11 protein-coding genes and 1 other RNA gene are annotated in these 14,006 nt (G+C 28.2%); 9 read left to right on the top strand and 3 right to left on the bottom strand.

The window, feature by feature from the left end; genetic code table 4:
• Positions 1–26: 26 nt before the first annotated feature.
• Together FJO69_RS06635 and rnpB are read right to left on the bottom strand one after the other, a co-directional pair.
• Positions 27–773 (bottom strand): DNA-processing protein DprA, encoded by a 747-nt coding sequence (locus FJO69_RS06635; RefSeq protein WP_140781120.1) that lies wholly within the window; start codon positions 771–773, stop codon positions 27–29.
• 94 nt (positions 774–867) lie between these two features.
• Positions 868–1,160, bottom strand: an RNA gene (gene rnpB, locus FJO69_RS00865) — RNase P RNA component class B.
• 81 nt (positions 1,161–1,241) lie between these two features.
• On the opposite strand from rnpB, the gene FJO69_RS00860 reads away from it, so the two are divergent.
• The 4 genes from FJO69_RS00860 (at position 1,242) to FJO69_RS06620 (ending at position 8,529) form a co-directional block, all read left to right on the top strand.
• Positions 1,242–1,760, top strand: a complete 519-nt coding sequence (locus tag FJO69_RS00860) for an adenine phosphoribosyltransferase (protein ID WP_140781119.1) — start codon at positions 1,242–1,244, stop codon at positions 1,758–1,760.
• Complete coding sequence (gene pepF, locus FJO69_RS06630; protein ID WP_140781118.1) at positions 1,760–3,589, top strand: oligoendopeptidase F; 1,830 nt, start codon at positions 1,760–1,762, stop codon at positions 3,587–3,589. The genes FJO69_RS00860 and pepF overlap by 1 nt, the downstream gene beginning before the upstream one ends.
• A gap of 199 nt (positions 3,590–3,788) precedes the next feature.
• Positions 3,789–5,531: an APC family permease gene (locus FJO69_RS06625; protein WP_140781117.1), complete on the top strand. Its 1,743-nt coding sequence runs from the start codon at positions 3,789–3,791 to the stop codon at positions 5,529–5,531.
• A gap of 112 nt (positions 5,532–5,643) precedes the next feature.
• Positions 5,644–8,529: a cation-translocating P-type ATPase gene (locus tag FJO69_RS06620; protein WP_140781116.1), complete on the top strand. Its 2,886-nt coding sequence runs from the start codon at positions 5,644–5,646 to the stop codon at positions 8,527–8,529.
• A 37-nt stretch (positions 8,530–8,566) separates the two neighbouring features.
• Here the strand turns inward: FJO69_RS06620 and FJO69_RS06615 are convergent, their stop codons facing one another.
• Positions 8,567–10,201, bottom strand: a complete 1,635-nt coding sequence (locus FJO69_RS06615) for an MATE family efflux transporter (RefSeq protein ID WP_140781115.1) — start codon at positions 10,199–10,201, stop codon at positions 8,567–8,569.
• Between the two features lie 71 nt (positions 10,202–10,272).
• Between FJO69_RS06615 and ftsY the strand changes: the two genes are divergently transcribed.
• The 5 genes from ftsY to FJO69_RS06610 all read left to right on the top strand — a co-directional run bounded on the left by ftsY (position 10,273) and on the right by FJO69_RS06610 (position 14,000).
• Positions 10,273–11,328: a signal recognition particle-docking protein FtsY gene (gene ftsY / locus FJO69_RS00835; RefSeq protein WP_140781114.1), complete on the top strand. Its 1,056-nt coding sequence runs from the start codon at positions 10,273–10,275 to the stop codon at positions 11,326–11,328.
• Entirely contained in the window at positions 11,328–11,552 is a 225-nt protein-coding gene (locus tag FJO69_RS00830; RefSeq protein WP_140781113.1) for a sigma factor-like helix-turn-helix DNA-binding protein, read from the top strand. The genes ftsY and FJO69_RS00830 overlap by 1 nt, the downstream gene beginning before the upstream one ends.
• 80 nt (positions 11,553–11,632) lie before the next feature.
• Positions 11,633–12,358 carry a UMP kinase gene (pyrH, locus tag FJO69_RS00825; RefSeq protein WP_211333775.1) on the top strand — a complete coding sequence of 242 codons (726 nt, stop codon included), beginning with the start codon at positions 11,633–11,635 and terminating at the stop codon, positions 12,356–12,358.
• Between the two features lie 9 nt (positions 12,359–12,367).
• The gene (locus FJO69_RS00820) at positions 12,368–12,919 is read left to right on the top strand and encodes a ribosome-recycling factor (RefSeq protein WP_140781111.1); all 552 of its coding nucleotides are present in this window, start codon (positions 12,368–12,370) and stop codon (positions 12,917–12,919) included.
• A 112-nt stretch (positions 12,920–13,031) separates the two neighbouring features.
• Positions 13,032–14,000: a phosphatidate cytidylyltransferase gene (locus FJO69_RS06610; protein ID WP_140781110.1), complete on the top strand. Its 969-nt coding sequence runs from the start codon at positions 13,032–13,034 to the stop codon at positions 13,998–14,000.
• Positions 14,001–14,006: the final 6 nt, after the last annotated feature.

Genomic DNA, 14,006 nt, shown 5'->3' with positions numbered 1-14,006 from the left:
TTTTAATATAAAGAAAAATTTAGTTATTAATTAATAACTTCATTTAAATTAGTAATCATTGTAGCTCCATAATTTATTAAATCTTTGTTTGTATTATTAATTTCGTTTATCGACGGTTGAAAACAATAAATATCCTTGCCATAAGCTAAAAATTCGTCAACAATTCTAAATAAGGTTTTTTCTTTTGACGAAATAATAATCATTTTATTAGCCAAAGCAGTTAACAAACGATTACGAGCATAAAAAGCCAATTTAGTCGGATGATAATCGTCTCAATATTCACTTAATAATAAAACATTTTCATTAAAAATAAATTCAGGAAATAAATCTTTAGCAGCTTTAATACCACAAGGCAAAACTAAAATTAATTTACGATTATTTTTAATTAATTTTTCACATATTTCTAGTTCTTCTCCTTTTCAAGCAAAAGAAACGAAAACGCAATCATGTTTAACTTTTAAAATATCAATTTTTTCTAAAGTGTTTTTATAAATATCATTTTTAAAATTACTTGTTAAATAAATTTTATTTTTAGCATTTAAAAGTTCAATATTGCCTTTATAAAATAAAACAAAAGGTGGTTTATCTAGATTGCTAAAACAAATAGGATAATTATCATCAATAATTGAAATGTAGTTTTTGGTATGTTCAAATAGATTTATAGCTTCTTGGTATTCTTCCTCGTTTAATTTTTCCTTATTACTAATTGCCTTATAAATATCAACTCAATTACCTTTATATTTTTTAGTAAAAAATAATAACAGTTCTTTCATATTAACCTCAATTTAATTAAATTATTAAGCTTAAATAAAATTGCTAAATTACGAAAAAATAAGGAAAATAAAAAGGAGCAAAACAGCTCCTTAACACTATAAACCGCTTTCTGTACTGTTAAAAACAGCGCTAACTATTTATCTATGCCTTTTTAGACATCCCCAGCTTAGTTTGATTCCCTTACTGAGGTTCCCCTACCAAAATTTGGGTTTCTATCTCATAGAGTTTACATCGTTGCATCTTAACTTAATAAGCTCGTCTCTGTTGCACTAGTCGTCACCTTTTGGTGCCTAAACTTCTTAGGTTTAGTATGAACACTACTTGCATCGCAGCAAGTGATAGAGCGGATTTTCCTCTGCAATAAATTGCAGCAGTTAGCCGTGCTTAAAAGATTATACACGATTTTATTATTTTAAGATTAAGCTATATTTGCTTTTAAATATTTAAAGTAATATAAAATTTAAATTATGAATTTAAAACAATTAATACGTACAGTAGAAAACTTTCCTAAAGAAGGTATTAAATTTAAAGATATATCAATGTTGTTAGCTAATGGAGAAGCTTTACATTATACAATTGAAAAAATGGCAGAAATGGCAAAAGATGCTGATATTATTGTTGGACCAGATGCTAGAGGTTTCTTATTTGGAACCCCTGTAGCAGCTAAACTTTATAAGCCTTTCATCATGGTTAGAAAAGCGGGTAAATTACCTGGTGAAACTATTCAATGTGCTTATGGGTTAGAATATGGTAGAAATGTTTTAGAAATCCAAAAAAACATTGTTAAAAAAGGACAAAAAGCAGTTATTATCGATGACGTTTTAGCTACAGGAGGAACTCTTGAAGCGATTACTAAACTTTTAGAAGATCAAGGTGTAATTGTTGAAAAAATTATCGTTTTAATGGAGCTAGGAGGTTTTCCTGAAGCTAGAAAACGTTTACCTTATCAAATTGAAAATCTAATTTATGTAGAAGAAGGAGAATAATGGCTATTAAGAAATATAACTCTTATAAAGAAGTTGAATCTAAATACAAATGAGATTTAGAAGACATTTTAAAAGGTAAAACTTATGAAAAATTAGAGCAAGAGTATTTTGCTTTATTTGACAAGATTATTGCTGTCAAAGATTCTAAATATAATTCATTAAAAGATTATGCTGCGTCAATTAAGTTAGACGAAGAAATGTTAGTTTTAGGTAATCGAATTAGTAATTATTTAACTAATTGATTATGCATTAATGTTGTTGATGAAAAATATAATGTTTTATTAACTACTTTTGAAAATAAAAATGCTGAATATGCAAAACGTTTAGGTTCTGAAACTAATAGAATTGCTAAAAATAGAGAAAAAATTGAAAAATGATTAAATGAACCAGAACTTAAAGATGTTAAAAAAGATTTAGAAGCAATTTTAGATAATTTAAATCATAAATTATCAGACGATGTTGAAACTTATTTAAACGATACAGCAATTGGAAACCCTTCGCCAGAAGAGATTTTTGGTGTTATTACTGACAGTGAAATTGATTTTGGTTATGCAACTTCATCAAAAGGTATGAAATATAAAATTACTAACGGAACTCGTAGACAATTAGCTAAACATAAAGACGAAAAAGTTAGAAAAGAAACATATTTAAATTATTTTGGTGGATATTACAAACATCGTCAATCATTATCTAAAACTTTATATCAACATATTAAAGAATTATCAGTTAATGCTTTATATCGTAAATATCCTTCAACGCTAGATTCAATACTATCGGCAGATCATGTTGATAAAAAATTATTACAAGTTATTTATAGTTCAGTTCAAAAGAATATAAACATTTTTAGAAAATTCTATAAGGCTCATAAAGCATTTTTTGAAAAGAAATTTAACAAAAAAATGCAAAAATGAGATGCTGCTATGAATCTTGTAAACATTAAAGATCATTTTGAAGTTGAAGAAGGCCAAAAGATTTTAGAAGAAATAACTAAAATTATGTCTTACGATTATCACCAAGTAGTACAAAAAGCTATTAAAGAAAATTGAGTAGATTATCATAACGTACCAGGCAAAAGATCGGGAGCCTATTCAATCGGTGGAGCATATGGTTTAGATAAAATTTATATTTTAATGAATTGAGATTATACTTTAGAATCTGTTAATACTTTGTGCCATGAAATGGGTCATTCAATGCATAGTTATTATTCAAGCAAAAATCAAAACCCATTAAGAAGTCAATATCCAATTTTCTTGGCTGAAATAGCTTCTATTTTTAACGAACTTTTATTAAGCGATTATTTATTTAAAAATGCTAAAACAGATAAAGAAAAATTCTTTATTTTAGAAAAAAGTATTGATGATTTTATTGGAACAGTTTTAAGACAAACTCAATGATCTAATTACGAATATGAACTATATGAAGCTATTGATAAAAACGAACCATATAATAACTACGAAGCTCTTGAAAGATTGTATGTAGACGTAACTAAAAAATATGCTTTTGATCCAGCTAAGGTTAAAGTGGGAGATCTTTCAAACGTAGCAGCTATTTATGTACCTCATTATTATTATCATTTCTATGTTTACAAATACGCTTTAGGTTATATAGTAGCTAATGCATTTTTTCAAAAATATAAAGAACAAGGCGACCAAGCTTTAAAAGATTACGTTGATAAATTTTTAAGTGCTGGTGATATAGATTGACCTGCCAAGATATTATTAAACGCAGGGATTGATATTTATTCAGAGTCAATTTATGATCAAGCATTTAAACTTTTAGAAGAAAAAGTGAACAAATACACTGAATTAGGAAAGAAGATTTTTAAATAATATTTAAACAAAAATTAAGGGTTTATATCCTTGATTTTTTGTTATTTTGGCTTATTTTATATTGAATTCTCAGTAATTAATATTATTAAACAGCTTAAATTCTATATAATTAGCATGGATACATCTTTATGAGACAGTTTTTGTTGGTGTATCTATAAAATGTTCGAATTTATATTTTTTAGAAAGGAATCTATTAGAGATGGCAGATGAACAATTAGTTGTTACTTCAAGCCCTAAGAAAAAGATTGGTTTCTTTTCAGCTATTTTAATAGTTATGGGTTCTGCAATCGGTGTGGGTATCTTCTTAAGATCTAAACAAGTTCTTCAAGCATCAGCCTACAACGTTGTTTGAGCACTTATTGTTTGATTAATCGCTGGTTTTGCCGTTGTTACAATGGCACTAGCTCTTATCGAAGTTTCATCAGGACGTAATGATAACTTAGGTATGATCGGTTGAACCAAAGCATTTAATACCTTATACATCTACAAAGGTACTAAGTTCTTTATGACTTATCTATACCTACCATTTACTTACTTCTTTATGCCTTACTATGTAATCGTTCAATTCCAAGATGGTATTAACGGTTTCACAGGGGCAGACCCTAACTTCGGTGGCACAACAAGTGCACCATGAATTTACTTCGCTATCGGTTTAGCAATCACAGTTTGAATGGTTTTCTCAGCTGGATTAAGCTCACGTGCAGGTAACATTCAAAACTGAATTATTACTTCAGTAAAATTTGTTCCATTAGTAGCAGTTACAATCATTGGATTTGTATTCTTAGCATTCAAAGTTAATGGAACACACGGATTTAACGAAACAAATAACGTTATTTGACACTCAGTTCAAACATCAGATTTATTTAACGCTAAATCACAATCATTCTTAGGTTTAACACCATTCTTAACAGTGTTCTCAGCACTAGGTGGAATCTTCTTTGCATTTGATGGTTTCTACGTAACCGCTGGTATGCAATCAGAAATGAAAGATCCTAAGAAAACCCCAGCTGCACTAGTTATTGGTCTATTATCAATGACAGCTATTTACATTTTAATAGCAGCATCAATGACATTAGGTGGAGCTTCAAAAGAAGGATTACCACAAGGTGACTTCTATGGTTTTGGTGATTTACTAGCAGCAAATAAAGCTGGATGAGTATTTGGAATCATCAACATCATGATTTCAATCGGTATCTTAGGTATCGTTAACGGATTTACAATCTGAGCAACTCGTTGAGTTGAAGACTTAGTAAAAGAAGGAGAAATGTTCATTCCTGTAAGAGCTTACAGATACATGAAACATAGCCAAACTCCTATCGTTGGAGCAATCTTCGTATTAGCACTATCACTACCATTTATGTTAATCTTTACATTAATTGGATCATACGGCTACTTTGCTGGATGAGGTGTTGGAGACTACTACGGATACAAGATCGACAACCTATTAACATTCTCAGACTTGATGGCTAACTGAATGGCTGTTTTCGCATTCGCATTCATTTGTTGTGCTATTCTTGGAGCAATCAAGAATAGAAAACAACACTTTATCGCTGTTGTTGAAAACAAACACACAATCTGAGCTGGATACACATCAGTTATTATGATCTTAACTGTTGTTTCATTCATGGTTCTAGATCCATTTATTTCAATTGGAATTGTAGTTCCACAATACATTAATGGCGAAGAAGGAGCAAAAGATGCCCTAGTAGGTCACGTTGTTACTTCATTACTATTCGTTCTATACTTAATTATTATGTTTGCTGCAACCCCAATCGAAAGAATGATTGCAAAACATAACAAAGTTAAATATGACAGAATTCTAAACGGACAATACTGCCCATGTGAAGCACCAGAATGATGCCCATGCAGATTAGAATTAATTAGAGAAAAAGCAGAACTTAACGACTTAGTTCTAAAAGGTTACGCTGAAGCTCGTATATAATTAAAAACTGTTATAAATAAAGATGCAGGCACTCGCTAAGAGTGCTTGTTTTCTTATTAATTTAAAAACAGTGTAAAATTAAATATTGTAAATTTAGTAAGAGGTAACCTTAATGAAAAAAAAGATAAATAAAGAAGAAGAAAATATTGTTATAGATGAAAGTTTATTAAAAACTAATTTAAAATCAGGACTTTCTGATCAAGAAGTTGCTTTACGACAACAAAAATATGGAGTTAATGAAATAAGTCAAGCTAAAAAAGTTAACCCTTTTATAACCTATTTAAAACAATTTAAAGACCTGTTAGTAATTATTCTTTTAGCAGCTTCTTTAATTTCTTATGTTTTAGCTATTGTTAGTGGGGTTCAAAGTAATTGAGACTTTAAGAAAGATAATTATCGCTTATTAATTGAGTTTATTGAACCTTCAATTATTTTATTTGTAGTTTTAACTAACTCGGCAATTGGTGCTGTGCAAGAAATTAAAAGTGAAAAAGCTATTGATGCTCTTAAAAAATTACAACCGTTGCAATCCAAAGTTGTTCGTAATGGTAATTTAATAACTATTAACGCTAGTGATATAACAATTGGAGATATTGTAATGGTTGAAGCGGGAGATGTTATTCCTGCCGACGGTTACTTAAAATTTAGCTCTAATTTATCGGTTATTGAAAGTTCTTTAACTGGTGAATCAGAACCATCAGAAAAAGATTACAACGCCAAAGTAGATTTAAATTTACCTATGGCAGACCGTAAATTTATGGTTTATTCATCTTCTGTTGTAGCTAGTGGAACTGCTTATTTTGTAGTTTCAAATATTGGTTCTCAAACTGAATTAGGTAAAATTTCTAAACTGGTTAATAAGCAAGAAGAGGCAATGAGCCCTCTACAAATAAAAATAAATAAATTAGGCAAAATTTTCGGTTATGCTGGTCTTGCTTTATTTATTTTAAGTGTTTTAGTTCAAATAATTTTCCAAGCTGCATTTAGACAATCATTTACTAATTTAGCTTTTTGATCTTCAACATTAGTAAATGGTATTTCATTAGCAGTTGCTGCTATACCAGAAGGTTTAATAGCCTTTTCAACTATTATTCTTTCAATTGGTGTGCAAAGAATGGCTAAAAAACATGCCATTGTTAAAGATTTGATGGCTGTTGAAGCTTTAGGGAGTTGTGCTGTAATTTGTAGTGATAAAACCGGTACTTTAACACAAAATAAAATGACTATTGTCGATGCTTATGACGGGTTAACTACACAATCAAGTCATAGTTGAAATAATAATTTTGATAAATTAATCGAGTATGGATCTCTTTGTTCTGAAGCAAACCTAGTTAAAACAAATGATGAAATAAAAGTAACAGGTGACCCGACTGAAATCGCGTTTTTATACAAATTAGAAGAGCAAAATAAATATAAACAAGAACTAGAAAATACATATTCTCGTTTAAAAGTGATACCTTTTGATTCAAACCGTAAATTAATGACTTCTGTTAATAAAATTAATGGAAAAAATGTTGTTATCGTTAAAGGAGCACCAGAAGCTATATTAAGTAAAAGCATTAATTTAAATAACAATCAATTAAAAGATATTTATGAAGTAAATAATAATTGAGCTCAAAGTTGTTATAGAGTTATAGCTATAGCTTCAAAGACTTTAAACAATCAAGATTTACTAAAATTAGATAATTTAGATAATAAAGAAATAGAAAAATTGTTAGAAAGTAATTTAGAGTTTCAAGGTATGGTCGCAATGATCGACCCTCCTAGAGAAACTGCAAAAGAAGCTATCGAGATTTGTAAAGATGCTGGTATTAAACCTATTATGATAACTGGAGATAATATTAATACAGCAACCGCAATAGCTAAACAACTAGGTATTTATCGAGAAGGTGATTTAACTATTAATGGTGTTGAATTAGATCAAATATCTGATGAAAAATTAGCAAACAATATTGAAAAATATTCTGTTTACGCTAGGGTAAGACCAGAAGATAAATTAAGAATCATTAAAGCTTGACAAAGCAGAAAACAAGTAGTTGCTATGACTGGAGACGGTGTTAATGATGCTCCAGCTTTAAAAGCTAGTGATATTGGATGTGCGATGGGTATAACAGGAACCGAAGCTTCTAAACAAGCTTCTAACATGATTTTAGCTGATGATAATTTTGCTACAATTGTTTCAGCTGTTAAAAGCGGTCGTTCAATTTATCAAAAAATTAAAAATGTAATTCAAAGTTTATTAATTACTTCAGTGGCTGAAATTATTTTCGTTTTTATTGGTTTATTTATTTTCCAAGCTATTTTTTCAGGTGCTGGATGACAAGCTAAATTAAATGGAGAACAAATTTATATTCTTTCAGCGACTCAGCTTTTATGAATTAATTTATTTACTCATGGTTTTCCGGCTATTGCTCTTGGTTTACAAGAATCAAAAGAAAACTATATGAATAAAAGACCGATATCAAAATATGAATCAATATTTGCTAACGGTATGGGTTGAAATACTATTTGACAAGGTTTATTAGTAGGAATCTTATCAATTGTTGCTTATTATTTAGGAGCTTTATACGCTTTTAAAAATAATTTAGATATTTTAAAATCTGCTTCAACAATGGGATTTTTAGTATTAGGTATTACTGCAACTTTTAACTCAATTAATTTAATGTCTAAAAAACCTATTATTATGTCAAATCCGATATTTTATTGAAAAGTTTATTTATCAGTATTATTTTCTTTAAGCTTTTTATTATTAGTTGCTTTTGTTTCTAAAATTGCTTTAGTATTTAATTGCATCGAAAATTTGGCTCAACATCCACAACTCGTGGCTTATGGTTTAGGATTACCTTTTGTTTTAGTTCCATTTTTCTTTATTCATAAAATTATTTTATTAATTAAAAATAAAAACGAAGATCATGGACCTAAAGCTTTTAGATTGATACTTCCACCCAAGGAATATAAACAATTTAAAAAACAAAACAAACTAAATAAAAATATTTAATTAATATGTAAAAAAGTGAACCAATCAAGTTCACTTTTTATAATTTTTTAGCATACTTCATCCAAGCTCTATTTTTTCATCTTAAATTAAATAAAATGGTTCTAAATATAGGATCTAATAAAGTAACAGCAACAATTAAAATTAAATAACTTTCTTGAGCTAATTTTTCTGCCATTGGTTTTGTATGTTGAATCATTCCAATTAAATAAACAAAAGATAGTTGTACACCAATCATAGTAATTAAGGCAACTAAATTTGGCATTCAAACGTCGTTTACACCTCATAAGGCTCTTAAAGTAGTTAAATTGCCAATGTCGAATAAAGCCTTTAGCATCATTAAACCCATAATCGTATAACCGAGTTTATTAATGGTTTCGGTTTGAATTGAATAAATCCTTAAAGCTGGTCAAGTGCAAATAACTCCTAAAATAGAAAAAGCTAATTGCCCTCAAAAACCAATTTTTAAGGCGTCGACTCCTAAATCATGAGCTTTATCAAAATCCTGTTTACCAATTTCGGTTGCTACAACAACGCTAGTTACAAAACTTAAAGCCATTACAAAGGAATTGAAAATGTCATAAGTATTATTCACAGCTCTTCATAATCCAATATATTGATCTTCTCCGCCGCCAAAAGGTATAGCTGCTGCAATAAAATATTGTGCTATATATCAAATTCCGGTTTCTAAGGCAATAGGGAAACCTAATTTTAATGTTTCTCTAACATATTTATTATTCCAAGATTGCTTAAATTTAATACTGTGGTTTTTAAGAATAAATTTTCTAACAAAAATATAAGAGATAGCCGCTGTAGTGATTGAACCAATTATTGTTTCTAAACTAACCAAAATAACAAAAGAATTATTTTTCGGTGCAAACATAATTGTATAAGTTCAAGTAGTTCTAACAACAATACTTACAATAACACCAATAATGGCATATTTATTTTTTTCAATAGCTTGTAAAGAAGAAGTTAAAATTGTAGCTATTGAAAAAGTAAAAATATCAATTGAAGTAATTCTTAAAAATTGAATAGCAAATTTAGCTTCCGAATTTTCTATTACATAATAATTGTTTGCTTGATTAATACCAGAAAATAAATTAGTATCAAAAGAATTTAAATCCCTTAAATTAAATAAATAGCTATTTGCTTCTGTTTCTGAAATCCCTTTTGAAACCGCTAATCTAAAATTTTCAAGATAAAGTCGGTAATCATCTTTGTTTTTAAAACCAATAATAGGCTTATCTGCAACACCCGCAGCTTTTAAAGCAATAGGAGCAATGCCAAATAATATAAAGTAACAAATCGTATTAATAATTAAAGATATATAAAATGCAGACCAAAGAATTTTAGGTATATCATCTTTTTTATCTTGACCCCATACATTAGATACTAAAACCAAAACTCCTAGTTGATAAATTAAAGGAATAAAAGTAATTACTTTATATACTGAAATTATTTTAGAAAAAGTGTAAAAATAAGCACCGTTATATGATCCATCTAAATGATAAATTTTGTTATATATTGTTGAAGCTAAAGAACCAATTAAAGCAACACAAGCAAAGAAAAACGTTTGAATAAATAGTGGCAAAGTTAATTTAAAAATATATTTAAAATCATTAATTTTAAACAAATTTTTTATTCAATTTTGCTTATTTTTCGTTGTTTGCATAGTTTTTTAATTTTATATTAAAAATAATTTAAATTATAATTTAATAAATATTATTTAAGAAAGGTGGTCTTATGGGTTTTTGATCAAATCTTAAAGACAAATTATTTGGTACTAAAGAAGAAAGATTAGCTAAAAAACAAGCTAAATTGGATGCTAAGGAACAAAAGAAATTAGAAAAAGAATTAAAAAAGAAAAATAAACTTAACAACTACATTGCTGGTTTATCTAAATCTAATTCATCTTTTACCGAATCTATTAAACAATTGCAAAATAAACATAATAAGATTGATGAAGAATTTTTTGAAGATTTAGAAGAAATTCTGATTATGAGCGATATTTCAATTAAGTTAGTTCAAATCATTATTAATGAATGTAAAAAAGAAGTTAAAAATGAAAACATTGAAGACCCTAAATTAATTTCAGAAATTATTGCTGATAAACTATTTACTATTTATACTTCTAACTCAATCGTAGATACAACTTTAAACATTCAAAAAGATCGATTAAATGTTATGCTGGTTGTCGGCGTTAATGGTTCTGGTAAAACAACTTCAATTTCCAAAATAGCTAAAAAATTAATAGATGAAGGGCATAAAGTTTTAATTGTTGCAGGCGATACTTTTAGAGCTGCCGCAGTAGAACAATTAGAAATTTGAGCTAACAGAGTAGGTGCTGATATTGTTAAACCTAACGCTAACGAAACAGACCCTGCCGCTGTTGTATATAGAGGTATTGATAAAGCTCAAAACGAAAATTATGATGTTTTAATTATCGATACTGCCGGTAGATTACAAAATAAAGTTAACTTAATGAATGAATTAGCTAAAATCAATAAAGTTTTAGAAAGTAAAATACCTGGTGCGCCTCATGAAAGTCTTTTAGTTTTAGATGCAACAACAGGACAAAATGGTATTATGCAAGCCAAGGTTTTTGGTGAAGCTACACCACTTAGTGGAATTGTTTTAACTAAAATGGATGGTACTTCAAAAGGTGGTATTGTTCTTACTATCAAAGATGAAATCGGGCTTTCAGTTAAATATATCGGATTAGGTGAAAAAATAGAAGACTTAGCTGAATTTGATTTAGATTCTTATATTTATGGACTAATGAAAGGCTTAAACGAATAATGGAAACCCTAGAAGAAAGAAATGAAATAATTGCTTTATATGAAAAATATGGAGATCTATTAGCTCAATCTCAAAAACAAGCATTGCATCTTCATTTAATTGAAGATTTATCATATTCAGAAATTGGTGAAGAGCTTGCTATGACAAGATCAGGAGCTTATGACGCCGTTAAAAAAGCAAAGCTGAAATTAAAAGATATTAGTAAAAAAATTAATAATAATTAATTGACCTTTCTTATAAAATGCTGATGATTTTTAATCTTTAATATAAAATATATAGGACTAAAAAATAAAGAGGTAGTTTAATGTCGTACAAAAGAGTTTTAATAAAACTTTCTGGTGAAGGTTTAGCTAATAAAGAAAAACGTTTAGCTATTGACTATGAACTAGTTGAAAAATTTGCTATTCAATTAAAAGAAATAATTAGTAAAGGTACAGAGGTAGCAATCGTTGTTGGTGGTGGTAATTTCTGAAGAGGAACATCTGCTGCTAAAAATGGAATTCACAGAGTTAGAGCTGATTATATTGGAATGTTAGCAACAACAATGAATGCCCTAGCCTTACAATCTGGTTTTGAAAAAAATGGATTAAATTCTCGGGTATTATCTTCATTAACAATGGACCCAAAAGTTTGTGAAGTCTATATTAATGAAAAAGCCAAAAAATACTTAAAAGATGGCGAAGTTGTTATTTTTGCTGGCGGGACTGGAAGACCATTTTTTACCACTGATACAGCTTCAACTTTATTTGGATCAGAAATTAATGCGGAAGCTATTTTAATGGGTAAAAATAATGTAGATGGTGTATATGATAGTGATCCGAAAGTAAACCCAAATGCTAAAAAGTTTGAAACTATTACTTATGATGAACTTTTAGAAAAAGATTTAAAAGTAATGGATCAAACTGCTGCATCTATGGCCAAAGAAAATAATATTGATATTATTATTTTTGATATTAATGAAAAAGACGCCTTAATTAGAGCTATTGAAAACAAAATACCTAACACAACCATTTCAAGAAATAAAAAATAAGGAGATTATATGGAATTAAGTTATTATCAATTGGAATTAGAAGAAGAATTAAGTAAAGTTATTAACAACTTTGAAAACCAAATGACAAAATTAGCAGCCGGTAAAGCTAACCCCGCTCTAATTAATAAAATTAAAATTAATTATTACGATTCATTAATTAGTGTTGAAGAAATTGCTTCAATTAGTATTGCTAGTCCATTACAATTGATTGTTAAACCATATGACATGGCTGTGCTAAAAACTATTGAAAAAGCTATTATGGATAACAAATTAAACGTTAGTGTAGCAAACGAAGGTCATCAATTAAGATTAACTTACCCACAAATGACAACTGAAAAAAGGGTTGAAATGACTAAGTTATTAGGTCAAATTACCGAACAAGCTAGAGTAGGTGTAAGACAAGCTCGTCAAGACATTAATAAAAAAATTAAAGCAGACAGCGAACTATCAGAAGATTTACAAAAAAACTACTTAGATAATATTCAAAAAGAAATTGATAAAAGCATTGAAAAAATCAACGAAATGCAAAAAGAAAAAGAAAAAGATTTGATGACAATTTAATATTAATATGCGTAAAAACGCATATTTTTATTTTTTATTTTTTAAATAATTAAGTAAATAATAAACGCTTTGTTTTAAATATTTTATTATTAAATAATATAATAATAAAACTATGAAAAATGTTTCTCTTCGAGCCAAATCTGCTGCTATTTTATTTGCAATAATTATTCCGTTTTTCTTTTTAACCTACTTTGGCGGATTGACCGGAAAAGTTGTGGGTGTAGGCTTTTATTTATTATTTGGAGCATGGGCAACATACGAAGTTATTAAGTGAAATAAACTAAATAATTTTTGAAACATTTTAATTGTTATTATTGGGGCTTTGCTTTGGGTATTTCCGATGCAATGATATTCAATAGATAATTTAGCTTTAAATAATACGCCTTTTTGAATAACCGAAAATAGAGGGTTAAGTATTGAACAAACTATTGCAATTATTAAATTGATTTTAATTAAACCAGATTTTTATACTAATCAATTTGCTTTATCTTTATCAATAATTTTTATTTCAATAAGTTTAATTTTTTTAATTAATGCTAAAAAATTTGATAGAGACCCTGTTTTATTTTTAAAAAGTTATTTTATTACTATAACCTCAGTTTTATTAATTTATTTAATGAGTAAATTACTATTTATTTATAACGTAGCTAGTTTATATTACTTATTCTGTATTTTAATAATTCCAATTGTTTGTGATACTGCCGCTTATTTTGGTGGTAGATTATTAGGTCAAAAAATTATTAAAAGAAAATTTTCTCCTAGAATAAGTCCTAATAAGACCTGAGAAGGAGCTATAACTGGTTATCTAGCGGGAGCTTTGTTTGTTTTTATTGCTTTATATTTAGGGAAACTAACAGCCAACCCAACTTTTACTTTTTTAAATAATTGAAAACAATTTACAGTTGCTGTTATTTTATTACCAGCTATTTCAATAACTGGTGATTTATGATTTTCATTTATTAAGAGAATTATTCATATTAAAGATTTTTCAAAACTAATACCAGGACACGGTGGTTTAATGGACCGTTTTGATGCTGTTTGTTTTGTTTCAATCGCAACATCACTAATATTAATGATTTAAGGAGAT

Origin of the sequence: [Mycoplasma] falconis (assembly GCF_006385795.1) — a bacterium.
GTDB lineage: Bacteria > Bacillota_I > Bacilli_A > Mycoplasmatales > Metamycoplasmataceae > Metamycoplasma > Metamycoplasma falconis.
This window is presented reverse-complemented; position numbering and strand designations above follow the sequence as displayed.